21 protein-coding genes are annotated in these 23,473 nt (G+C 70.3%); 11 read left to right on the top strand and 10 right to left on the bottom strand.

The window, feature by feature from the left end:
- Positions 1–89 precede the first annotated feature (89 nt).
- Positions 90–1,079: a diacylglycerol kinase family protein gene (locus WMF27_RS35955; protein ID WP_437764356.1), complete on the bottom strand. Its 990-nt coding sequence runs from the start codon at positions 1,077–1,079 to the stop codon at positions 90–92.
- Between the two features lie 95 nt (positions 1,080–1,174).
- Here WMF27_RS35955 and WMF27_RS35950 point away from each other — a divergent pair, with 95 nt between their 5' ends.
- Complete coding sequence (locus WMF27_RS35950) at positions 1,175–2,497, top strand: hypothetical protein (RefSeq protein WP_437764357.1); 1,323 nt, start codon at positions 1,175–1,177, stop codon at positions 2,495–2,497.
- A 36-nt stretch (positions 2,498–2,533) separates the two neighbouring features.
- Here the strand turns inward: WMF27_RS35950 and WMF27_RS35945 are convergent, their stop codons facing one another.
- The 3 genes from WMF27_RS35945 to WMF27_RS35935 form a co-directional block, all read right to left on the bottom strand.
- Entirely contained in the window at positions 2,534–4,546 is a 2,013-nt protein-coding gene (locus WMF27_RS35945; protein ID WP_437764358.1) for a hypothetical protein, read from the bottom strand.
- A gap of 87 nt (positions 4,547–4,633) precedes the next feature.
- Positions 4,634–5,158 (bottom strand): peroxiredoxin family protein, encoded by a 525-nt coding sequence (locus tag WMF27_RS35940; protein WP_437764359.1) that lies wholly within the window; start codon positions 5,156–5,158, stop codon positions 4,634–4,636.
- 145 nt (positions 5,159–5,303) lie between these two features.
- Positions 5,304–5,831 carry a TlpA disulfide reductase family protein gene (locus tag WMF27_RS35935; protein WP_437764360.1) on the bottom strand — a complete coding sequence of 176 codons (528 nt, stop codon included), beginning with the start codon at positions 5,829–5,831 and terminating at the stop codon, positions 5,304–5,306.
- Positions 5,832–6,238: 407 nt separating this feature from the next.
- Between WMF27_RS35935 and WMF27_RS35930 the strand changes: the two genes are divergently transcribed.
- From WMF27_RS35930 to WMF27_RS35920, 3 genes are all read left to right on the top strand, one after another.
- Positions 6,239–7,474, top strand: a complete 1,236-nt coding sequence (locus tag WMF27_RS35930; protein ID WP_437764361.1) for a hypothetical protein — start codon at positions 6,239–6,241, stop codon at positions 7,472–7,474.
- 126 nt (positions 7,475–7,600) lie between these two features.
- Positions 7,601–8,701 carry a P-loop NTPase gene (locus tag WMF27_RS35925; RefSeq protein WP_437764362.1) on the top strand — a complete coding sequence of 367 codons (1,101 nt, stop codon included), beginning with the start codon at positions 7,601–7,603 and terminating at the stop codon, positions 8,699–8,701.
- Between the two features lie 126 nt (positions 8,702–8,827).
- The gene (locus tag WMF27_RS35920) at positions 8,828–10,879 is read left to right on the top strand and encodes a S1 RNA-binding domain-containing protein (RefSeq protein ID WP_437764363.1); all 2,052 of its coding nucleotides are present in this window, start codon (positions 8,828–8,830) and stop codon (positions 10,877–10,879) included.
- 85 nt (positions 10,880–10,964) lie between these two features.
- Here WMF27_RS35920 and WMF27_RS35915 read toward each other — a convergent pair whose 3' ends face one another.
- From WMF27_RS35915 to WMF27_RS35900, 4 genes are read right to left on the bottom strand one after another with little or no spacing between them, the layout of a single operon-like run.
- A complete protein-coding gene (locus tag WMF27_RS35915) occupies positions 10,965–12,197 on the bottom strand; it encodes an ABC transporter permease (RefSeq protein WP_437764364.1) in 1,233 nt (410 codons plus the stop codon).
- Positions 12,194–13,414 carry an ABC transporter permease gene (locus tag WMF27_RS35910; protein WP_437764365.1) on the bottom strand — a complete coding sequence of 407 codons (1,221 nt, stop codon included), beginning with the start codon at positions 13,412–13,414 and terminating at the stop codon, positions 12,194–12,196. Before WMF27_RS35910 ends, WMF27_RS35915 begins: the two co-directional genes overlap by 4 nt.
- Positions 13,411–14,208 (bottom strand): ABC transporter ATP-binding protein, encoded by a 798-nt coding sequence (locus WMF27_RS35905; protein WP_437764366.1) that lies wholly within the window; start codon positions 14,206–14,208, stop codon positions 13,411–13,413. Before WMF27_RS35905 ends, WMF27_RS35910 begins: the two co-directional genes overlap by 4 nt.
- A 6-nt stretch (positions 14,209–14,214) precedes the next feature.
- Positions 14,215–15,669 (bottom strand): efflux RND transporter periplasmic adaptor subunit, encoded by a 1,455-nt coding sequence (locus WMF27_RS35900; protein WP_437764367.1) that lies wholly within the window; start codon positions 15,667–15,669, stop codon positions 14,215–14,217.
- Between the two features lie 16 nt (positions 15,670–15,685).
- Here WMF27_RS35900 and WMF27_RS35895 point away from each other — a divergent pair, with 16 nt between their 5' ends.
- The 7 genes from WMF27_RS35895 to WMF27_RS35865 all read left to right on the top strand — a co-directional run bounded on the left by WMF27_RS35895 (position 15,686) and on the right by WMF27_RS35865 (position 20,226).
- Positions 15,686–16,357: an FKBP-type peptidyl-prolyl cis-trans isomerase gene (locus WMF27_RS35895; RefSeq protein ID WP_437764368.1), complete on the top strand. Its 672-nt coding sequence runs from the start codon at positions 15,686–15,688 to the stop codon at positions 16,355–16,357.
- Positions 16,358–16,397: 40 nt separating this feature from the next.
- Positions 16,398–16,628: a hypothetical protein gene (locus WMF27_RS35890; RefSeq protein WP_437764369.1), complete on the top strand. Its 231-nt coding sequence runs from the start codon at positions 16,398–16,400 to the stop codon at positions 16,626–16,628.
- Positions 16,625–16,927, top strand: a complete 303-nt coding sequence (locus tag WMF27_RS35885; RefSeq protein ID WP_437764370.1) for a DUF1844 domain-containing protein — start codon at positions 16,625–16,627, stop codon at positions 16,925–16,927. Before WMF27_RS35890 ends, WMF27_RS35885 begins: the two co-directional genes overlap by 4 nt.
- Positions 16,924–18,072, top strand: a complete 1,149-nt coding sequence (locus tag WMF27_RS35880) for a S1C family serine protease (RefSeq protein WP_437764371.1) — start codon at positions 16,924–16,926, stop codon at positions 18,070–18,072. The genes WMF27_RS35885 and WMF27_RS35880 overlap by 4 nt, the downstream gene beginning before the upstream one ends.
- Positions 18,073–18,185: 113 nt before the next feature.
- Entirely contained in the window at positions 18,186–18,986 is an 801-nt protein-coding gene (locus WMF27_RS35875) for a sigma-70 family RNA polymerase sigma factor (protein WP_437764372.1), read from the top strand.
- Positions 18,983–19,708, top strand: a complete 726-nt coding sequence (locus WMF27_RS35870) for an anti-sigma factor family protein (RefSeq protein WP_437764373.1) — start codon at positions 18,983–18,985, stop codon at positions 19,706–19,708. The genes WMF27_RS35875 and WMF27_RS35870 overlap by 4 nt, the downstream gene beginning before the upstream one ends.
- On the top strand, positions 19,708–20,226 hold the full coding sequence (locus tag WMF27_RS35865; protein WP_437764374.1) for a hypothetical protein: 519 nt from the start codon (positions 19,708–19,710) through the stop codon (positions 20,224–20,226). The genes WMF27_RS35870 and WMF27_RS35865 overlap by 1 nt, the downstream gene beginning before the upstream one ends.
- Positions 20,227–20,248: 22 nt before the next feature.
- Here WMF27_RS35865 and WMF27_RS35860 read toward each other — a convergent pair whose 3' ends face one another.
- On the bottom strand, positions 20,249–21,448 hold the full coding sequence (locus WMF27_RS35860; protein WP_437764375.1) for a sensor histidine kinase: 1,200 nt from the start codon (positions 21,446–21,448) through the stop codon (positions 20,249–20,251).
- Entirely contained in the window at positions 21,445–23,466 is a 2,022-nt protein-coding gene (locus WMF27_RS35855; protein WP_437525690.1) for a PAS domain S-box protein, read from the bottom strand. Before WMF27_RS35855 ends, WMF27_RS35860 begins: the two co-directional genes overlap by 4 nt.
- Positions 23,467–23,473: the final 7 nt, after the last annotated feature.

Below are 23,473 nucleotides of genomic sequence, written 5' to 3'. Positions count from 1 at the left end.
GGGCTCACGACGCTGGTCATGATTCCGTCATGCGATGCGGCAGCCGGCTCGCCGACGGATCGGCGCAGGGCGTCGGCGAGCGCGCGGACTCAGGGGCGCAGGGAGAGGACGTCGATGGCTGGCCCGGCGGAGACCCGGATTTCGCTCGCTCGGAGGGGATCGCCGTCGAGGATGTAGGGGCCGTCGCCGGGCGAGGTCGCGCTGGTCTCGGCGCCGAACCGGACCGTGAAATCTTGGACGAGGTCGTCGAAGTGGTCCCTGCCGCCGATCCGGCGGCCCGCGAGGACGAGCGGAGCGCGCGGCCCGAGCTCTCGAGGGGACAGGGCGCTGGCGACGAGGTGAGGGCGATCGAGATCCTCGCCTGCCCGGTAGGTGACCAGCATGTGGATCCCGAGGTCACGCACTGCAGACGAGCAGATGAGCGACCAGGCGCGTGGGGCGAGCTGCCGCCCCTCCACGTCGATCGTGCAGGGCAGCGGGTCGAGGACGCGGCGCGCGTGGGCGCCGCCGTAGAAGGACTCGATGAACACCCGCGCCACGATGCGCGCAGCGGCGCCGTAGCCGTCGCCTCCGCGCTCGTAGTAGACATCGAAGAAGCTGGCCACGAGCCCGGTGCCGAAGATGAAGCCGATGCGCTCCTCGACGCCGCTGCGGGTCGTCGCGCGCACGCGCAGGGTGGGCCGGCGGACGGCGCCATGGATGGCCGCGCCGCTCGGGAGGCCGCGAACCTCGTTGACCGTCCGCGCGAGGAGCACAGCCGGATCTCCGGTCATGCCCCAGTTCCGCGCGACGGTCGCCACGGTGCCGCCTGGCAGCAGGACAAGAGGCGGCAGCGAGCGCTCGCCGAAGGCGCGCGCGAGGGCCGTGACGCCGGCCATGAAGCTGCCGTCGCCACCCGAGAGCGCGACGAGATCCGTGCGTCGCCGGGCGAGCCGCTCGCAGACCTCCGCGAGCTCCGCGACGTTCGAGGTCGGGTGGAGCTCCGCCGCGCCAGCGCACGCGGCCGCCATGCGGTCGATGAGCGACGGCCTCGCCCGGTACCGGCGCGCCGTGGTGTTGACGATGACGTCGATACGCATGGTGCCGGAATGTGACCGCCCTATAAAACGGAATCCCCGGGTGGTCGAGCCGAAGGGGCTTCGAACGCGAACTTCGGCGCGGTAAGAGGCGCGTCATGCGCCGCGTGCTCTCCCGGTCGATCCTCGCCGGCCTCCTCTCGTTCGCCGCCGTCACCGGCTGCGCGAGCTCGGCCTCCCTGCGGGCAGCCGAGGCGGGCAGGTTCGACGAGCTGCGCCGCACGTTGAGCGACGAGCTCCGCCGCGGCACGCTGGACGCCGAGGGCGCACGAGCGATCGCCCGCGCGGTCGCGCAGGGGGAGATCGCGCGCGCGACGCCGCCATCGGGGGCCGATCGGCTGCGCGAGCTCCGGACGTGCGCGCGCGCGCTTGAGGACGCGCTCGCCGAGCGCGCCGCGGGCTCGGACGCGATCGCGACCGCCGCAGCGATGATCCTCCTCGAGGCGGGGCTCACCGACCCGGAGAGCGTGAAGCGGTACGCGAGCGACGCGGCGGCCGGGAGATACCCCGGCAAGGACACGGCGCTCCGCGCGCTGGAGACGCGGGCGCTCATCACAGCCGAGGACGGCGCGGTGCGCCGCTCGCGGATGCTCGACGGAGATCAGGAGGTCCGCGTCTCGGCGCTTCGCGCCGCCGCCGCGGCAGCGGACCCGAGCGATCGGGAAGCGCTGCTCGAGGCGGCGCGGCTCGATCCTTACCCGCTCGCGCGGACGCTGGCGATTCGCGCCGCCGGGGCGATCGGCGGTCAGGAGATCGTGCTGGCGCTGCGCGATGTCTGGACCCTCGCGGATGAACCCGGGCGCGAGGCGATCGCCGAAGCGTGGGCGACGTCGCGCGCGCTGGACGGCGGCGGGCGCGCGCAGCTGCGCTGGGCGATCTCCACCCAGCGCGGCGCGCCCGCGATCTCCGCCGCGCGCGCGCTGGTCCGCGCGGGAGGCGAGGGCGCCGGCGAAGCGGTCTCCGTCCTCATCGGCTCCATCCGCTCCAGCCAGAGCCGGGATCGCGTCTACGCCATCCTCTCGGCGCCGCTCCAGGACCCGGCGGTGCGATCTGCGCTCATCGAGGCGCAGGGCGATCCGGATGAGGCCGTGGTCTTCGCCGTCCATAGCCGCCACGTCGACGCCGCGCCGCGGGACGTCGCGGCGCGCGAGCGCTCCGCGGCTGTCGCTTGGCTGATGAAGCTCGCCGCGGGGACGTCGACGCGCGCGGTGCTCGCGCGGGGAGCCCTCGCACGGGCAGGGATCCGCGCGGTCGTGCCGCTGCTGGAGCGCGACGTCCGATCCCGCGAGATCCCGGTGCGCGAGGCGGCGGGGGCGGGTTTGGTCGCGCTCGGCGAGATCCCGCGCGCCGCATCGCTCCTCGCCGACGCCGAGCCCCAGGTCAGGACCTCGGTGGCCTGCGAGATCCTTGCGGCGTTCTGAGCGTTGCCGGTATGGCGCTCGCGGCGGCCCGGTCGCTCAGAATTTCGAGACGAGCTCGAGCCGCGCCCCCTCGAACGGTGGGAAATTCCGGCACACGCCCGAAACGCAACGCAGGCCCGCGCGCCGCTGTCCGACGAAGAGCTGCACGGTGTCGATGACCTGGTCGAGCACTGTCTCCCTCGACCCGGCTTTCCACTGAAGTCCCCCGTTGAAGTAATGGCAGAGCTCGTTGCCCTTGCCGGGCGCACACCCAGGCTGTGAGGTGTACTCGTAGCCGAACATCGCCGCGAGATGGGGTGACCACTGGAGCGCGACGTAGTTGTCCCCTTCGACCCAGGACGATTCGAAATTTTCTGGCCTGTAACGGCGGCGGCTGTTGCCCTGTGCCTGGAGGGAGAACGCGCCGGCGAGGTGCTTCACGATGTCGTACCGGACGTAGCCTTCGCTGTAGAAGACGTCGCCGGTGTCGGCCGCATCGGATTGCCGAACTCCAGTCCAGGCGCGCACGTGCGAGCGGCGGCCATCGAAGTCGATCTCGGCGCCTGCCGCGGTATCCCAGGTGTCGGTCCGAAAGCTATCCGCCGTGTCGCAGTCGATGTTGTCACGGCGTTCCGAGAAGCTCACATAGCGTCCGAGCCAGGCGTAAATGGCCGCGCTCCGGTTGAAGCGGTAGTCCACGCGGGCGCGACCGCCCGTTACGCAGACATTGGGGGACCCGATCGGCTCGACGTAGATGGGCTCCGCCGTCGGAGGCTGGTTGTACGCCACGCCTTCGAACTCCGGCGCGTTGAACCCCGGGTTCGACAGCGGGGAGACGTCGACGTTGGCCGAGAGCGGGAAAAATCGCCGGTAGTGCTTCCCTTCGAGGGCGACGGCGAGCGGACCTCCGCGCCCGTTCGCCGCCAGATAGACCGCGTAGCCAGATATGTCCCTTGCCTGCTCACCATCCCGGCTGGGGCGACCGCTGCGGAGCTGCTGACCGGCCACCTCGACGTAGACGTCCCCGCGCTCCGCGATAGACGGAATACTCACCGAGCCGCTGAAGGTGCGGATCGTGTTGCGCTGCCGCTCGGGGGGGTTGCTGACGAACTCAGGGAACTCACCGGCGCACAGGCGTTGCTGCGCCCTGCGCACATCGGCGTCCTCAATGAGCTGGGCCGCGGCCACGCATCGGTTGAACTCCTCGGTATATGACTTGCGCAGCAGCAGCGCGCCGTTCGCTGCGAGCTCGACGCCCTTCACACCCGCCTCCAGGCGTCCGCCGAGCACGGTGTCCTCCAGGTAGTTCGGCCGGGCCCCCTCGATCGCGTTGTAAGGTCGATTGTTTTTGTTGAAGTCGATTGTGGCCAGGTCGCTTGCGCCAGGGAAGCCGAAGAAGAGCGGCGACCCGTCCCCGTGGAGCCGCCTGCCGCTCGCGTCGTCGACGCGCAGGGGGTTCATCTGTCCGGCGAAGGCGGTGGCCTCCAGCCTGAACAGCTGGAAATCCTTGTCGAGCACGAGCCTGCCGCCCCTCACGGTCGTGTCGATGGCCAGCTCGTCCATCTTCCGCACGCTGAAGACGAGGCCGCGCCCGAGCTGCGCGTAGAAGTCGCCGACCGTGGCCTCGATGCCCGGCTGCGTGTAGGTAAGCCAGAGCTTCGCCGGGTAGACCGTCGTCAAATACCGGGAGTGGAGCTCCCGCGCGGCGTCGTCCAGCTCGAACGAGACCTCTTTGTTCAGGACCTTCCGCTGCAGATCGATGTCGGTCGCCGAGGGCCTGGGCACGTAGAAAGAGCCGTTGAGCCGCATACCGAGCTGCAGGCGCCACCAGTTGAGCTGGGCGTCGAGCCGATCGACGATCTCTCCGTAGTTGTCGTCGAGATAGCGCGAAGGATAGCGGCCATCGTCGTTGCGGTTGTCGAAGTGGTAGCTGATGGCCGCGGTGTTCACGACATCGAGCGAGCTCGGTTCGCCGCCGACGTTCGGGAGATCGACCGCCGCCGCCGGCGAGGCCGCGAGGACGAACGTCGCTGTCAGGCAGGAACGGACGAGGCGGAGCGGGCTGCGCACCGCCCGATCTCTACCATGGACCTCGGCGCCGTGGAGCGAGCGAGCCGCCGATCGCGCCGAAAGCACGCGCAGACGGCCGCCCCGGCGCTACAGGCCAAGCGCCTTCTCGACCTGCTCGGTGAGCGCCGCCTCGTCGCCGGGCTGGTACCCGCCGCGCTTGTGAAGAATCGAGCCGTCTCGGCCGATGAGCACGGAGAACGGAAGCTCGCGCTTCGGATTGTACTTGGCGGCCACGGTCGTCTCCTCGTCGAGGAGCACAGGGAAGATCATCTCCCTGTCGTGGACCGTGCTGCTCACCTGCGCCCGCGACTCCGGTCCGTCGAGCGACACGGCGAGCACGACGAACCCCTTGTCCCTGTGCTTCTTGTAGAGCTCGACGAGGTGGGGCATCTCCGCCAGGCACGGATCGCAGGTGGTCGACCAGAAGTCGATGAGCACCACGCTCTTGCCGGCATGGTCCGAGAGCCTGACCGTCTTGCCGTCGAGGGCGGGGAGCGAGAAATCCGGCGCCCGGCTCGCCGATGGGCCGCCTGAGGCTGCTCCGCACGAGGTGGTAGCGAGGCCGAGGACAATCGACGCCAGCGAGAGCGCGCAGCGGGTTTTTCGGTTCATTGGGTTTCCATCGCGAAGGGGCCGGCCTGAGCGGCCGACCGGCATGAGGGCTCAACGTCGCGGGCGCCCTCTGCGGCGCCCTGGCAGATTCTCGCTACACGCGCGCCGACCGGTGGTTCGACGAGGCGCGCACGGCGAAGCTCGTTCAGAGCTCGCCGTTCATGATCTTCTCAAAGGTTCGCCAGAAATTGCTGTTCACCTCGGGTACGCCAGCGACGATCTCCATGATCGTCATGTCCTGCGTCCTGACGATCATGTTCGCCGGGAACGCGTCGGCCTGGAAAAGCGCGCCGAGCTTGTACGAAGGGTCGATCGCCGACGGGTACTGCACGTCGTACCGGGTCGTCCAGCGGTACAGGTCGTTCGGGACCGCCGCCTCGCCCGGGGTCCTTCCGTCTGCGAGCTGAACAAGGAACTCGCCGCCCTGGGGTTGATACTTCTTGTAGAGCTCGGGCAGGACGGACTCTGCCTCGATTTTGCAGGGGCCGCACCATACGGACGAGACGTCGATCAGCAGCACCTTCGGCTTCGGCTCTCCCGCGCCGTAAAGCGAGCCTTCCGGAAAGACCTCCGTCCCGGTCGGGTTGTAGAAATCGGCGAGCTGAATCGGCTGCATCGTGTCGTTGTGTTCGGCGGCGTTGGCGTACCCGACGAACTGATAGTTCGCGATCACCCGGTGGAGGCTCACCCCATACGGCCCAGCCGGATATCGAGCGTTCGCTGCTTGACCCGTCCCCTCGGGAAAAGGAGGAGCAGGAATGGGATCCTCTTCTGCGCAGCCGACGAGCCCTAGAGCCGCCACGACGAAAAGGCCCATCCCACCGAGAACCGCGTCGATTCGCATGATGCCACCGCCTGAAGTATGGTGTAGGAGTGCTCATTCTTCTGGGCGGCACGGGGGGCGTCAAGGGCAACCTTGGCGTCGCCGCTTCGCTCGGGAGCGCGTTTCCGCAATCTCCGGCCAGGCCCGCCGTGCCTGCCCCGATCCGCGGGTGTTTCCCGCGCTGAGGTCCTATGCAGCAGGTTGTCGCTTCTCACAGCGCCCGTCGGCCCCGTCTCCGTAGTATCCACGCCTTCCTGATGCTGTGCTGCCTGGCGAGCGGGGCGGCCATCGCGAGCGGCGCATGCTCGTCGGGCACGCCACAGGACAAATGCTTCGGGGGGGTCATCGTCGACGGCGTCTGCGAGGGCAAATGCAAGCCAGAGCTCTGCCTGGAGGGCAACACCTGCGTCGGCAACCGCTGCGTGCTCAGGTGCAGCAGCCACCGCGAATGTAATCCAGGCATCCAGGACTGTGCGCCGGCCGAGGAGGACGACACGAAGGTCGAGATCCTGGTCTGCACGCAGAAGGAGAAGATGGTGGGCTTCGGTGCGCCCTGTCCATTCGGCACCGAGTGCGGCCAGTTCGGGCGCTGCCCCGACGAGACGCCGTGCAACCCGATCCAATGCAACGGGAACCCAGGCGAGTGCCAGCGCGACACGGAGCGGTGCGGCGACGACCCCGCCTGCTCCGCCGGCAAGTGCAGCGACGGCAGCGCCTGCGTCGTCCCGGCCTGCTCTCCCGACCAGTGCACCTCGCTCGGCCTGGAGTGCCTTGGCAAGGGACAGGGCGACGCCGAGGCCTACTGCACGATGCCGCACTGCATGGGCGATGCGGACTGCCCCGGCGGCTTCGAGTGCGCCGTGTCCCGCGATCCTCACGCGATCTGCGGCACGAACAAGGGGGATAACGGCTTCTGCGGTGAGACCGATGAGGAGTGCATCGACCCGTCCACGTTCGGGGACGGCAACACCTATGTCGAGGGCCCGGTGTGCCTGCTGCGCAGCACCTGCGTCAAGCGCACCCAGTGCGCGCCGTGCAGCACCGATTTCGACTGCTCGTTCGCCGCGGAGCAGCGCTGCGTCGCGATCGACGGCGAGCTCCGGTGCGCCAGGTCTTGCAGCGCGGACTCCGACTGCGACCTGGACTACCGGTGCGACGAGGGCGCGTGCATCCCGCGGTTCGGCGCCTGCACCGGCAAGGGCAACTTCTGCGAGCCGTGCCGCAACGACACCGACTGCGGCGACGCGGATTCCACGATGGAGTGCACCACCACGCTGCGCGGCGAGCGGGCGTGTCTGGACGCGGCGCTCCCCATCCGGTGCACCGCGGAGAACGCGGCGGAGGTCTGCCCGAAGTCGCCCAGCGGGCTCGTCGGCGCGTGCGTGTGCGTCGAGCAGAACTCGAGCGGGGACTGCGTGGACTCGCGGTGCTACCTGCCGTCGCGCCAGCTCGATCGCGGCGACCCCGATTCCAAGGTCGCCACCTGCTGGTGACGGCGCCGGCCGGGCGCAGGAACGGCCTGTGTCGCGCCGCGCCCGGCCAGGCCAGAGCGAGCGCCCGCGGCGACGCCGCGCTCGCCGGTTGACGGGAATCCCGAGCAGTCCTAACTCCTTCGCCCCATGCCCATCACGAAGGACGCCGCGCTCGCCGCGCTGGCAAAGGTCATCGCGCCGGACCTCCAGCGCCCCATCACCGACCTCGGTCGCGTCCGGGAGCTCTCGGTCGAGGGCGAGGCCGTCTCGCTCACCGTCGAGCTGACCAGCTACTTCAAGCAGCGGCTCGCGGCGGACATCGAGGCGGCGCTGAAGGGCGCCGGCGCGAAGGGCGTCCGGATCGCGTGGGACATCGGCATCCCCGCGCGCACCATCCTTCAGGACGACCCGTCCCCGGGCGTGCGGAACATCATCCTCGTGATGAGCGGCAAGGGCGGCGTCGGCAAGAGCACGGTCGCCGCGAACCTCACCCTGGCGCTCAGCCGCGAGGGGGCCAAGGTCGGCCTCCTCGACGCGGACATGTACGGGCCGAGCGTCCCGACCATGCTCGGCGTGATGGGCCGCCCGACGTCGGCCGATGGGCAGAAGTTCCTGCCGCTCGAGCGCTTCGGCGTGAAGCTCATGTCGATCGGCTTCCTGCTGGAAGATCCGAGATCGGCGGTCGTCTGGCGCGGGCCGATGCTCCAGAACGCCCTGATCCAGTTCATGCGCGACGTGGAATGGGGTGAGCTCGACTACCTCGTGCTGGATCTTCCGCCCGGTACCGGCGACATTGCGCTGACGATTTCCCAGAAGATGAGGACCACGGGCGCGATCGTCGTGACAACGCCGCAGGAGGTGGCCCTCCAGGACGTGTACAAATCGGTCTCGATGGCCCAGAAGGTCGGGATCGCCCTGCTCGGCGTGGTCGAGAACGAGAGCTACTTCGTGTGCGACGGGTGCAGCAAGCGGCACGAGCTCTTCGGGGCCGGCGGCGGGCAGAAGATCGCCGAGTTCGCCGAGGCGCCGCTGCTCGGCCAGATCCCGATGGATCCGGCCATCCGGGAGTGGGGCGACGCCGGCACGCCGGTCGTTCAGGCTGCCCCGAGCAGCCCGATCGCGCGCGCTTTCGTGGATGTGGCGGAGCGGCTGGCCGGCCAGGTCAGCGCCCACAACCTCGCGAGCGGGGGCGGCCTCCGCATCGATCGGAGCGGGGGGAGCAACAAGCACCTGCCCATCATGCGGTAGGCTCTCGCGTAAACGTCCCGGGTACGATATGGTTCCGGCCCCTTCCCCCATTCAACCGAGGGGGCCGCTGGAGAGAACGCGAGCACGTTTCGCCCCCATCGGCATGCGTTGTCGCGCGAGGCGCGGATGAATACCCACGAAAATACCACCACGCCGGCGGACGCGCCGGGAGCTCCGGCCGACCAGGGCGGCCCGCTCGAGTCGTCGAACGCTGCGCCCGAGCAAGCAGCCCAAGCCCATGAAGGGGGGTCCACCCCTCCAACCGAAGCGAGCCACGAGCCCGGCGAAGAAGCGCCGCCGCAGGCGAGCTCGGCCCAGTCCGAGGCGACACCGGCCGCGGCGGCGAGCGCCGCCCCGGCGAGTGACGCCGACGACGAGTGGGAAGAGCAGCCGGGCGACAACATCGGCAACCGCGTTCCAGGCTTGCCGCGGGATGATATCGGCAATCGCAAGCCGGGGTTCTCGTCCGGCAGGCGGACCCCTCCGGCGGCTTCGAAGCCCGCGCCGGCCGCGAAGCCGGCGCTGGCTGCGAAGCCCGCGCCGGCCGGAGAGGCCGGTGCGGCCGCGCAGACCGAGGGTGGCGCTGGAAAGAAGCGTCGTCGCCGCCGTCGCCGCAAGGGCGCGGAGGAGTCCGGCCAGCCCGAGGGCGAGGCCGCTGAGGCGGCCGAGGCCAGCGGCGCGGAGGCGGCCGACGCGGCAGAAGAAGAGGAGGGCGAGGAGGAGCACGCGGCCGACGAGGCGGGCGGGCAGCCGCAGCCCGGTGGCGAGAAGCGCAAGCGGCGCAAGGGGCAGGGCGCGCCGCCGCCGCGCGAGCGCCCGGCCTTCAGCATCGGCGAGGAAGTGTTCGGCAAGGTCAGCAAGATCACCGACCACGCCATCTGGATCGACATCGCCGGGAAGGCGACGGGGCTGTTCGACCGTCGCGAGATCCTCGAGGAAGAGCCGCCCGTCGAGGGAGATCAGTTCATCGCGACGGTGGCCAGCACCGGCGTGCGCGGAGGCATGCTCCTCCTGTCCAGGGCGCCGGTGCAGCTCGATCAGGCGCGCGCGCGCGCCGAGGCTGCGCTCCAGAGCGGCGAGTCGATCGAGGGGTTCGTGACCGGGGCGGTGAAGGGCGGGCTCGAGGTCGACCTCGGCGGCCTCCGCGCCTTCGCGCCGGCGTCGCACGTCGATCTGCGCCACGGCGCCGACCTCAACTACCTCGTGGGCCAGCGGCTCGACTTCGGCGTGACCCAGTTCGCGAAGAAGGGGCGCGACATCGTCGTGTCCCGCCGCAAGATGCTCGAAGAGGAGAGCCGGAAGGCGCGCACCGAGGCGCTCACGTCGATCGAGCCCGGCTCGCTGCACAAGGGCATCGTGCGCAAGGTCGTCGCGTGGGGCGTGTTCGTCGCGCTCCCCGACGCCGGCGGCGTCGAGGGGCTGGTCCACATGAGCGAGGCGAGCCACGACCGCGGCGCCAAGCTGGCCGACCTGTTCAAGCCGGGCGCGGAGATCGACGTGAAGGTCCTCCGCGTCGACGACAAGGGCAAGCTCTGGCTGAGCCGCAAGGCCGCCACGGTCGACCCGTGGGACGCGGTGAAGGAGAAGTACGCGGTCGGCACGCGCCACAAGGGCAAGGTCGCTCGCCTGCAGCCGTTCGGCGCGTTCATCGAGCTCGAGCCGGGCATCGATGGGCTCATCCACACGGCCGATCTCTCGATGAAGCCGATCCAGCACCCGAACGAGGTCGTGAAGGTCGGCGACGACGTCGACGTTGTCGTCGCGACCTGCGACGCCGCGGGCCGGCGCATCGGGCTCCACCCCGCTCCGCCCGAGGGCGAGGAGAGCGAGCCGCGCCAGCGTGTTCAGCAGGGCAAGGCGGTGAAGGTGTCCGTCACGCAGGTGACGGAAGGAGGGCTCGTCGTCCGGGTGCTCGGCACCACGGGGCGAGCGGCTCGCGGCTTCATCCCGGCAGGCCACACCGGCACGCAGCGCGGCACCGACCTCCGGAAGGAGTTCCCCATCGGGACCCAGCTCGACGCGAAGATCATCGAGGTGGATCCGCGCCGGGGCGAGGCCAAGCTGTCGATCCGCGCCCTCAAGGAGGACGCCGAGAAGCAGGCGTACCAGCAGTACCGCGCGGGAGTCGCGCGCGAGGCCAAGTTCGGCACGTTCGCCGACCTGATGAAGAAGAGCTGATCCCGGGAGGCGCGCGCCGCCCGTGCGGCGGCGCCTCCGCCTCCCTCCTCCACCGGCCACCGCCCGCGGTCCGGCGTGCTTCGCGCTACTCGCGCCCTAGCGCGCTCACGGGATCCATGCGCGCGGCCCGCCGCGCCGGGAAGAACCCGAAGACGATCCCGATCGCCGTGCTCACCCCGAGCGCGACTGCGAGCGCAGCCGGCTCGAGCCTCATCGGCCAGCCGAGCGCGCGCGAGAACCCGAAGATGACGCCGTACCCGAGCGCGCTGCCGACGATGCCGCCCAGCGTGGCGAGCACGAGCGCCTCGAGCAGGAACTGCAGCAGGATGTCGATCTCCCGGGCGCCGATGGCCATCCGGATGCCGATCTCCCGGGTGCGCTCGGTGACGCTGACCAGCATGATGTTCATGACGCCGATGCCGCCCACGACGAGCGACACCGCCGCGATGCTGACGAGCAACGCCGAGAGCGCCGCGAAGATCGCGTCCTGCATGGCCTGGAACTCCGCCTGGCTCCGGACGGCGAAGTCGTCCTCGTCGTTCTCGCCGATGCGGTGCCGCTGGCGGAGGATCGCCTCGGCCTGCTGCCTGGCGCGCTCCGACGTCTCGGCCGACGTCGAGCTCAGCAAGATGGCGTGAACCTCCCCGGGCCGCGTGGCGACGACGTGCGACCGCATCGTGGTGATGGGCATCAGCACGATCTCGTCCTGGCTCTGCCCGAAGGGCGACGCCCCCTTCTCCTCCAGCACGCCGAGCACGCGGTACATCTGGCGACCGATCCGCACCATCCGGCCGACCGGATCGAGCGATCCGAACAGATCGCGCGCGGTCTGAGCCCCGATCACGACGACCTTCTCGGAGAGGTTCTCCGAGGCGGGGCTCCACGGCTCTCCCTGCGCGACCTTCCAGCTCCGGATCTCGAAGTAGTTCAGGCGCGTCCCGACGAGCGTCGGGCTCGCGTTCTGGCCCTCGTGGATGACCTGGGCGCTCGACCTGAGGAACGGCGCCACGAGCCGGATGCTCGTCGACTCGCGCGCGAGCGCCTGGCCGTCGAGCTCCGAGAGCTTGGCGCCCGCGGTGCTGCGGACGCCCGAGGCGCGGGCGGAGCGGGCGAAGACGATGAGCGAGTTGGAGCCGAGGTTCGAGATCTGCGCGTTGACGCTGGCGCGCGCGCCGCTCGCCAGCGCCGTGACGGTGACGACGGCCGCGACGCCGATCGTGATCCCCAGGATCGTGAGCCCGGCGCGGAGCTTGTTCCGGCGGACGGCGCGCAGCGCGATCACGACCGCCGAGAACACCCGGGTGAGCGTGGCGCTCATTCGTGCCTCAGGGCAGCGATGGGATCCTGACGGGCCGCGCGGCGGGCCGGGAAGAACCCGAAGACGATCCCGATCGTCGCGCTCGTCCCCACCGCGACGACGACCGCGCTGGCCGGCAACGTCATGTTCCAGCCGAGCGTCGCGGCGAGGGCCTCGATGACGCCGAGCCCCGCGCCGAGCCCGAGCACGCCGCCGATGAGCGACAGGGTGATGGCCTCGACAAGGAACTGGACGAGGATGTCTCCCTCGGAGGCGCCGATCGCCATGCGGATGCCGATCTCGCGCGTCCGCTCGGTGACGCTGACCAGCATGATGTTCATGACGCCGATCCCGCCGACGAGGAGCGACACCGCGGCGATCGAGGACAGGAGCATCGTCAAGGTGTCCAGGATCCGCTCCTGGGACGCGCGGAACTCCGCTTGCGTGCGGATCACGAAATTCGGCTCGTCGTCGGGCGCGATCCCGTGGCGCTGCCGGAGGATCCTGTCGATCTGCTCCACCGCGCGATCGACGGTCCGCTCGCTCGTGGCGGCGGCGACGAGCATCTGCACCCTGCCCGGCGCGCTCGGCACGATCCGCGACCGGAAGCTGCCGATCGGCATGAGCAGCCGGTCATCCTGGTCCTCGCCGAAGGGCGATTGCCCCTTCTTCGCGAGCACCCCGATCACCCGGAACGGGTGCTTGCCGATCCGGATGTACCGGCCCACGGCCTCGCCCGAGCCGAACAGGTTCTCCCGGACGGTCTCGCCGATCAGGCAGACCTTCGCCTTGAGCTGCTCGTCGGCCTCGGTCCAGCCCTCGCCCACCCCGACGCTGTACGAGAGGATCGAGAGGTAGCTCCGGGTCACGCCCATGACCTGGGTCGCGACGTTGGCCTCTCCGGCAACGACCTGCGTCGACGTCGAGCTGAACGGGCTCAGCACGGCCACGCTCGTCGACTCCTTCAGGATCGCGATCCCGTCGGCCTCCGACATCCTCGCGTTCTCGCGGCGCTTCAGCCCCGACGCCTGCGTCGATTGCGGGAAGATGTAGATCGAGCTCGCCCCCATGCCCGAGATCTCGCCCAGGACGCGGTTGCGCACGCCCGTCCCGAGCGCCACGACGATCACCACGGCCGAGACCCCGATCAGGATGCCGAGCACCGTCAGGGCGGCGCGGAGCTTCGAGCGGACGATGGCGCGCAGCGCGATCCGGACGGCGGCGAGGTAGCCGCTCATGGCGAGCGCTCGTCGCTCTCCGCCGCGGAGAGCGGCAGCGCGGCGAGCGCCGCGGCCGCGTCGACAGGGCGATCATTCCTGAGATCGCTGCGGATCTCGCCGTCGCGCATCGTGATCACGCGGCTCGCGCAGGCGGCGATGTCCGGCTCGTGCGTCACGAGGACGATCGTGATCCCGCCCCGGTTGAGCCGCTGCAGCAGCCCGAGCACCTCGTAGCTCGTGCGCGTGTCGAGGTTGCCCGTGGGCTCGTCGGCGAGGAGCAGCGGCGGTGAGGTGACGAGCGCCCGCGCGATGGCGACGCGCTGCTGCTGCCCGCCCGAGAGCTGGTTCGGCGTGTGGTGCAGGCGCTCGGCCAGCCCCACCGCGCCGAGCGCCTCGAGCGCCCGCTGGCGCCGCTCCGCCGCGCCGACGCCCCGGTAGACCAGCGGCAGCTCGACGTTCTCGAGCGCCGTGGTGCGCGGCAGCAGGTTGAAGCCCTGGAAGACGAACCCGATCAGGCGGTTCCTGACGATCGCGCGCGCGTCGTTGCTGCGCCGGGTGACGTCGAGGCCGTCGAGCCGGTACGTCCCCTGCGTCGGCCGGTCCAGGCACCCGATGATGTTCATCAGGGTGCTCTTGCCCGAGCCGCTCTGCCCGACGATCGCGACGAAATCGCCGTGCTGGATGCTCAGATCCACGTGCCGGAGCGCCCTCACGATGACGGCCTCGGTCGTGTAGTCCTTGCCGACGCTCGAGAGCTCGATGAGCGGTTCGTCTCGGGGCGCCGCGGCGACGTCTTGGCTCTGGGGCAGCATCACGCCTCAGAACAGCCGAGGGCCGCGCCCCCTGCCGCTCGCGGACGGATCGTCGTTCTCGTCGGTGACGACCTTGAGCGGCCCGAGATCGGACCCGAGCGCGGTGAAAATGCCGTCGGTGATCCCGACGTCGACGACGCGCGGCTCGATCTTCTCCGCCCCGGGCGTCGCGTCGGTCAGCACGTAGATTCGGCCCTTCTTCGGCGGGAGCGGCTCGAGGGGCGGCCCCTTGATCTCCTTGCCGTCCTTGTCCCGCGCCGGGGCGGGCTTGAACCGGAGCGCCGCGTTCGGCAGCCGCCGCACCCCCTTGGCCTCGGCGGACCGGACGCTCACCGTCGCCGTCATCCCCGGCCGGAGCTTGATGTCGGGGTTGTCGACCTCGACGACCGCCGCGTATGTCACGACGCCGGACTGGCTCAACGGGCTGTAGCGCACCTGGCTCACCGTCCCTCGGAACGTCTCGCCCGGGAACGCGTCGACGCTCACGTCCGCCGTCATGCCCTCACGGAGCCGCCCGACGTCCGCCTCGTCGATGTCGGCGAGCACGCGCATCTTGCGAAGATCCTGGGCGATCACGAAGAGGGTCGGCGCCTGGAAGCTCGCCGCCACGGTCTGCCCGGGGTCGATCGCGCGGCTGATGACGACCCCGTCGATCGGCGAGAAGATGCGCGTGTACTGGAGGTTCGTCGTGGAGGAGCGGAGCACCGCCCTGAGCTGCGCCACCTGCGCCTTCGAGGCCGCGAGGTCGGCGAGCGCGACGTCGTAGGCGCCCTGCGCCGTGTCCAGATCGGCCTGCGAGCCCACCCCCTCCGCGACCATCTTCCTCGCGCGCTCGAGCCGCTGCTTGGCGGTCCCCAGCGACGCCTCCGAGCGCACGACGCTCGCGCTGGCCGCCGCGATCTGCGCCTGGTTCGAGTCGATCTGCGCCCCGAAGAGCGTCGGATCGATCTCGGCCAGCACGTCGCCGGCCTTCACGATGCTGTTGAAGTCCACGTAGACCTTGGTGATTCGCCCCGAGACCTGGGCGCCGATCTGCACCTCGGTGAGCGGCTTGACCTGCCCCGTCGACTGGACCACTTCGAGCACGTCGCCCGTGGTGATGTCGCCCGTGACGTAGCGCGGCGGCGGCGGGGGCCTCGTCCGGATCCTCCAGACGACGAGCCCCGCGACGAGCGCTGCGATCGTCGCGAGGACGCCGAGGCGAGCGAGCCAGCGCTTCGTGCCTACCCGGGAGAGCTCCTGCTCCAGGCTCTCTCCCCCACGTCGAGGACGCGGTCCGCCCTCGCGCAGGCCCCGGGCCGCCGCGCCGCCGGGGGGCGCCGGCGCGGTCGAGGCCGGTCGCGTCTCGCCCGGCGCCGCCTCTCCGGGACGGAGGCGCTCCGCTTCCGTGGTGGCCTGCGCAGCAGCGGGCGACGCGTCGAGGGGGTCGTGACCGGTCGCCCGAGCCATGGAATCGGCCATCGGACGTCCTCATAGCATGCTGCCGCGTGAGCGCGCCTCGCTTGAAACCGCGGAAGCGCCGTGGCAGACCAACCGCCGCCCCATGGAGTCGCTGCCCATCGCAACGGATACGGTCGTCACGCTGTCCTACGTCCTCTTCAACGAAACCGGAGAGACGGTGGATGAGGCATCGACCGCGGAGCCGCTCGTCTACACGCACGGCTATGCTCAGATCGTGCCCGGGCTGGAGCGCGCGCTGGAAGGGCTGCGCGCCGGCGAGCAGCGCGAGATCACCGTCGAGCCGGAAGATGCGTTCGGCGAGCGCGATGACGCCGGCGTCTTCGAGGTGGACAAGGCGGATTTCCCCGATGGGGGCGCTGTCGAGGTCGGCGACGAGTTCGTCGCCCAGGGCCCGGACGGTTCGCCGATCGCGCTCCGGGTCATCGAGATCCTCCCCGAGGGCTTCCGGGTGGACACGAATCACCCTCTGGCAGGCCAGAAGGTGCGCTTTCAGGTTCAGGTCAAGGACGTGCGCGCCGCCAGCGAGGAGGAGATCGCGCAGGCTCAGGCCGAGCTGGAGGAGCGCATCGAGGATTCCGAGGGCGAGGGCTGCTGCGGTCACGACCACGACCACGACCACGATCACAGCCACCATCACGAGCACGGGGATGGGGGGGTGCTCGTGACGCTCTCGAAGAAGTCGTCATAAGCCCACCGCGAACGGGTGGGTTGTCTGAGGAGATCACATCATGACCGTAGGTGAGAAGGGCAAGCTGACGGAGCTGCAGCTCGATCGTCGGGTGCGCGAGCGCCTCCTGGCGAGCGGGACGCTCAGCGCCGGGATCATCGAGGTGCACCTCGCGGGCTTGCAGGACCTGGAGGAGCACGCCGAGGGGATCGCCGTCGACCAGCCGGCGCTCGGCGCGTCAGCGCAGGGGTCGCGGATCGAGCCCGAGCTCGACGACGAAGGGGCAGAGTGAGCGACGCGACGAATCGGGAAGACCTCCCTCCGCCAGGGAGCCTCCCGGAGCTGCCGACGCTCGACTTCTCGACCTTCGTGCTGTCGATCATCGGCTCCGCGTACGTTCACCTCGGCGACGCGCCCAGCCCCGACGGCAGGGAAGAGCAGAACCTGATCCTCGCGCATCAGGACATCGATTTGCTGTCGCTCCTCCAGGAGAAGACGAAGGGGAACCTCTCGGGCGACGAGGAGAGGTTGCTCGAGCAGGCGCTCTACGATCTGCGGATGCGCTACCTCGAGGTCTCGAAACGATCGTGACCGTTGGCGCCAGGGCTCTCTTGTGGGTCCTCCTCGCCTCGCTGGTCGCCTCGTGCAGCAAGGCCTCTCCCGGCCACTCTTCCAGCGCAAGCAGCTCCACCGTCCCCTCGGGCGCCGTGCCGGTGGCGATCGCGCCGCCGCCTCCGCCCGCGCCGCCGCCTCCTCCGATCGTCCGCTCCGAGGGCATGCCCGGCTCCTTCGCGCCGCTCGCGCGCAGGGCCGATCCAGCGGTCGCGACGGTCAAGGCGCGCGTCGAGCGGCAGCAGCCGGGCGGCCGCCGCCGCACGGTCGCCGAGGGGCTCGGGACCGCCTTCGTCTATGATCCAGAGGGCTTCCTGCTGACGAACAACCACGTGATCGAGGGCGCGACCGACATCCTCGTGAGCTTCGTCGACGGCCGCGACATCAAGGCGACCGTCATCGGCCGCGACAAGCACACGGACGTCGCTGTGCTGAAGGTCGACGAGAAGGGGCTCCCGTCGCTCCCCCTGGGCGACTCGGACACCATCGAGGTCGGCGACTGGGTGGTCGCGATCGGCAACCCCTTCGGCCTCTCCCACACGGTCTCGGCGGGCATCCTCTCCGCCAAGGGCCGCACCCGGGACGACGTGAAGGGGCTCGACCCGAGCGGCTACTTCAACTTCCTCCAGACGGACGCGAGCATCAACCCCGGCAACTCCGGCGGCCCGCTCCTGAACCTCAAGGGCGAGGTGGTCGGCATCAACGCGGCCGTGCGCGCCAACGCGAACAACATCGGGTTTGCGATCCCGATCAACATGGTCCGGCAGCTGCTCCCGATGCTGCTGCGCGACGGCAAGATCCGGCGGAGCCAGGTCGGGGTGATCGTCGACGTCCTCAACTCGATCGAGGCGGGGCGGCTCAAGCGCCCCGATCGAAAGGGGGCATGGGTGAAGACCGTGGTGGCGGGGGGACCCGCGGACCGGGCTGGCATCGCGCCGGACGATGTGATCATCGGCTTCGAAGGAAAGGCGATTTCCGACCCGAACGAGCTCCGGTGGATGGCGAGCATCGCCGGGGTGAACAAGGCCGTTACGCTCCGCGTCGCGCGGCTGGAGCGGGTCTTCGATGTCCGCCTCACGCTGGGCGAGCTGCCCGAGCTCAGCGACGAGGCCGATGAGCCGTGAGCCGGACGGCCGCTGTCTGCCGCCCGGCACGTCCGCCGGCTGCCGCGCGCCGTGCGTGGCCGCCTGCTCCGCGACCTCCCTCGTCCCCCAGCCTCCTCAGGTAAGCTGACCCCGTGGCCATTGCACCTTCCCACCCGGACGAGCTCGAGCCGGTCGCACCTCCCGGTGATCCCGGCGAGGTCGACGCGGAAGGCGACGACCTGTCCGCGGAGGGCGACCACCCCGAAACGAAGCAGCTCCACCCGCGCCTGAATAGCGCTTCCGGCCGTGCGTCCAACCGCGAGGCACGGCGGCGGGAAGCGGAGGAAGATCGTGAGCTCATCGAGCGGGCGCAGAAGGGGGACCAGGCGGCTTTCCGCTCGCTCGTGGAGCGGCACCAGCGCAGGGCGTTCGCGATCGCGATGGGGCTCGTCCGCGACGAGAACGACGCGCGCGAGCTCGTGCAGGACGCCTTCCTCCGGGTCTACAAGGGCCTCGGCTCCTTTCAGGGGGGCTCGTCCTTCTTTACCTGGCTCTACAGGATCGTCACGAACCTGGCGATCGACCTCATGCGGAAGCCGGGACGCCGCGATCTCGAGCTCCAGGAGAACCAGGTGGCGGACGAGCAGTCCGACTTCCCGCTCGTCGCTCGGATCGACGGCGCGGACCCCCTCAACGTCGTCCGGCGCCGGGAGATCGCCGGGCGCATCCAGGCCGCGCTCGACGCGCTGCCGCCCTACCACCGAGGCGTGATCCTGATGCGGGAGGTGGAGGGCATGTCGTACGAGGAGATGGCTCAGGCCATGGGGGTCTCGAAGGGGACGATCATGAGCCGCCTGTTCCACGCCCGTCAGAAGCTTCAGCGCGCCCTCGCCGACTGTTACGCGGAGGAAGAGGGCAAGGCCCCAGCAGAGGACCCGGAGGAGATCGCGTGAGCAGCGCCAACAGCAGCAAGGCGAATCACGGGGAAGCGAGCGCCCCGCCGACGGATCTGGAGCTGATGCTCTATGTCGACGGTGAGCTCGATGAGGCGCGCCTCCGGCAGGTGGAGGAGCACGTGCTCCACGACCCGCGCTGCCGGGCGAAGGTCGCAGCGCTCGTCACCGCGGCCGACATGGTCCGGGACAGCGCGCTCGCCTCCAGCGCGGCCGACGGCATCGCCGATGGGGTGATGGCGAAGCTCCTCGAAGGGCAGGCGGGCGCCGCGCGGGGCGACGGGGGCGGCGCCGCGCGGCCGCTCGCGGCGCCGCCGTCGGGCGAGCCGCCCCGCGCTCGGGCGCGGCTCCAGGGAGCGCCGGCGAACGACAACGCGCGTGGGATCTTCGCGCTGACGGCGCTCGCCGTGGCGGCGGCCGCCGCCTTGATGGTCTGGGGCAAGATGGGCGTGGAGACGCCCACCGCGGAGCTGACGACGTCGGCGCCCTCCGCGTTGCTCGCCCCGCCGCCCGAGGCGCCCTCCGCGCCGCTCGCGGCGCCGGCGAAGGAGCCGGACGCCGCGCCGAGCTTCGAGGGGGAGGTCGAGCCCGGCGTCGAGATCGCCGCGGTCGACTTCGGGGCACGCATGGGCACCATCTTTTACGTCCCTCAGGAGGCCGTGGCTTCAGGCCCGACGACCACGGTGGTCTGGCTCTCCGATGACGGTCCGGGAGGACAGTGATGAGATTTCTTGCGAGTGCGATCACCGCGACGATGGTCCTGGCGCTCGGCGTGAGCCCTTCCCCTGCCGTCGCGCAAGAGAAGGCGCCGGCCCCCCCGCAAGCGGCGCCTTCGGACGCCGAGGTCACGTCCGAGATCGTGATCCTCCACGCGACGAACGATGGAAAAGGCATCGACCCGAAGATCGGCAAGATGCCCGAGCTCGGGAAGCCGCCGTTCTCTGCGTACAACAGCTACAAGCTCCTCGAGCGGCTGAAGGTCACCCTGCAGAAGGGGAAGCCGACCACGACGAAGCTGCCGAACGGCAGCGTCCTCATGGTGTCGCTGAAGGACGTGGTCGCCGCGAAGAAGAAGGACGAGCCGAGGCGCTTCGTCGTCAGCGCGAGCATCCAGAAGCCAGGTGGCACCACGTTCCTGCCCCTGCTCGAGGTGAACGCCAAGGCCGGCGAGAGCTTCTTCGTCGCGGGTCAGCCGCACATGGGCGGTGTGCTCGTGCTCGGCATCAAGGTCGCGCCCTGAGTCGAGGGGAGCTCGCCCCTGCTCAGCGGCGGGCCGAGGACGGCAGCGCGATCGGCAGATCCAGAGAGAAGACCGTCCCGCGCGGGGCGCGCGCATCCGCGCGGATGCTGCCGCCGTGCGAGGCAACGATGTTCCTTACGATGCTCAGGCCGAGCCCGGTGCCGGTTCCGTCGGTCTTCGTCGTGAAGAAGGGCTCGAAGATCCTCGTCAGGTGCTCGGGCTCGATCCCGTGCCCGTCGTCGCGGATCGTCACCGTGATGTAGCCGTCCGCCGGCGACATCGCGGTGGAGATGCCGAGGCAGCCGCCGCGCTCGTTCATCGCGTGCGCGGCGTTCGTGAACAGGTTCACGAACACCTGCGTCAGCGGATCGATGACGCCGCAAACCGGAGGGATCTCGTCGAAGCGCCGCTCGACGGTGACGCCCGTCTGGTCGAGGAGGTGCTCGCAGAAGACGAGCGCGCGCTCGATGATGTCGTGGAGCGAGACGGCGCCCGGCTTCTCCGTGGACGGCCGCGCGTAGGCGATCAGGTCGCGCGAGAACCGGCGGATGCGATCCGCCGCGTCGTTGATCCTCGCGAGCCGCTCGATGTCCGAGGGGTCGAAGCCGCCGCGCTCGCCCTTGCGGCGCAGGTACTCGGAGTAGGCGAGGATCGAGGTGAGCGGGTTGTTGAGCTCGTGCACGACGCCTGCGGCCATCTTCCCGAGCGAGGCCAGCTTCTCGGCCTGCATGACCTGAGCGCGCAGCGACTCGTGCGCGCGCGCCTCGCGGAGCGACGCACCCAGGGTGAGCACGAGCCGGTCGACCAGCGCCTCGACAGGCGCGCTGTCGAGGTACGCGGCGTCGTCGGCCGCGATGTGCATCGTCGAGCGACCTCCGGGCTCGATGGCCACGACGCGCTCGAAGGCGAACTCCGGGAGGAGCCGCGCCGGATCGCGGCCGTCGTCGCGGCGAGCGCGCGGCGAGACCCGGACGGCCACCTGCGCGCCCGTCGCGCCGGGGATGTAGACGCCGAGCCCGCAGGCCGTGAGCACCTTCGCGGCCGCGCCGAGCAGCGTCGAGGCGCGCTGCTCGATGGAGGCCGACGGATCCAGCTCGCTCGACGCGATCAGCAGGCTGTCCACCCACTCGAGCGGGATGTCCCGGGTGAGGGGCTTCCGGAGCGTGACGGGAGCGTCGGACAATGGCTGCTCCCCCAGGCGCTCCGCGGTCTTTCCGCTCACCCGATCACCCTGTTCGGGTCGTCGCCGCTCGATCGGTCGAGATCGATGATCTTCGCTGCGCCGACATAGGATTTCGTCTCATAGCGGGTGATCTTGCCGATCTTGCGGACGATCTCCGCCATCCGCTCGGCTTCGCTGCGGATCGTGGTCGCGGCCCCCTTGATGGGGGACGCGTCGTCAATCCGGCGGCAGATCAGCTCGGCGTAGCCGAGCACGCTGGTGAGCGGCTGGTTCAGCTCGTGCGCGGCCGCGCCCGCGAGCTCGGCGATGATGGCCTGCTTCTCGCGAGCGCGGAGCTCCTCCTGCGCCTCGGTGAGGCGGGCCTCCATCCGCATCCGCTCCCGCAGGTCCGTGAAGATGCCGACCGAGCCGACCGGGACGCCGTTCTCGAAGATCAGCGCCGCGGAGAGGTGCACCGGGATCCGCGACCCGTCCCTGGCCAGGACCTCGGTCCGGTAGCCCTCGAGCCGGCCGGGACCGCCGTGCTCCTTCGCGTGGATGAGCCTCATGATGTGCTCGGCGTTGTGGTCGGGGTAGAGCGCGCGGGCGTTCATCACGCCGACGACCTCCTTCGCGTCATACCCGTAGATCCGCTCGGCGGCGCGGTTGAAGAGCAGGACGACGCCCTCCATGTTGGCCGAGACGATCGCGTCGACCGAGCTGTCGATGACGCGCTCCAGGAACTCCTTCGTCTTGGTGAGCTCCGCCTCGGTGGCGCGCTCCGTGGTGACGTCGCGGAAGCTGACCAGGACGGCGCCGCTCTCCTCGCGAAGGACGCTGCTGAAGCTGAAGCTCAGGATGAGCCGCTCGTGCTCGCCGCGCCGCACGGTGAAATCCACCATGTGCGGGAACGATCCCTTGGCGAAGCCGGCCCGGATCTCCTCGAGGAGAGGGTGCTCGCGCGCGTCGACGAGATCGGCCAGGTTCGCCCTCTCGAGGTCCTCCGCCGTGCGCCCGGTGATCGCCTGCGCGCGCGGGTTGGAGAAGAGGATGTGGCCGTCGGGATCGACGACGACGATGCCGTCCGCCGTCGAATAGAAGAAGTCGGCGTAGCGCTGGAGCGCCTTCAGCCGGCGCTCCGCCTCGAACCGCGCGAAGGTGCTCTGCTGCGTCTGGTCGCGGAGCGACTGCAGGATGCGCGCGTTGCGCAGGGCGATCGCGGTGGCGCTCGCGACCGTGCGGGCCAGCGAGAGCTCGTGCGCGTGGGGCGCCACCGGCTGCCGGCCGCGCAAGAAGAGCACGCCGAGCGGCTTGTCTTCGAACAAGATCGGCAGCAGCGCCAGCGAGCGGAACGCGTTCTCCGGGAGCTCCGCGCGCACGATGTCGAAGAGCGGGTGCGCCTTCGCGTCGTCGATCACGAGCACGTCGCCCGTGCGCATGACGCGCTGGATCTCCGGGTACTTGCCGAGATCGATCGGCAGATCCCGCAGCTCCTTGTCGTCGCTCGCGGCGACCACGTAGCCGACGTCGCCCGCGTCGCGCACGAGGACGATGCTGCAGCGGTCGACGCGGGCCACCTCGGCGATGCGCCGCACGACCGTGAAGAGGATGTTCCGGAAGTCGAGCGTAGAGGAGAGCGCCTGCGTGAGCTCGAGGACCACCTTCGCGTCGTGCTCTTTGCGCGCGAGCGCGTCGACGTAGTCCCGGATCCGGAGCTGCCCGCGGATGCGCGCGATCAGCTCGGCAGGGCGGAACGGCTTGCGGATGAAATCGTCGGCGCCGAGCTCGAAGGCGCGGGCGACGTCCTCGTCCGCGTCGAGCGCGGTCAGCACGACGACGGGGACGTCCTGCGTCCGGGGGGCGTCCCGCACGGCGCTGAGGACCACGTAGCCGTCCGGGGGCGGCATCACGAGGTCGAGCAGCACGAGCGCCGGCACGCTCGCCTTGAGCCAGGCGAGCGCGTCCGCGCCCGAGGTGACCGCGACGGCCTCGATGCCCGCGTCGGCCAGCGCGTGCAGCAGCATCTGCCGGCTGACGGCGTCGTCGTCCACGACGAGCACAGGATCACGGCGAGGCACACGCCAA

Source organism: Sorangium sp. So ce281 (genome assembly GCF_051527395.1).
GTDB classification, from domain to species: Bacteria; Myxococcota_A; Polyangia; order Polyangiales; family Polyangiaceae; genus Sorangium; species Sorangium cellulosum_B.
This window is presented reverse-complemented; position numbering and strand designations above follow the sequence as displayed.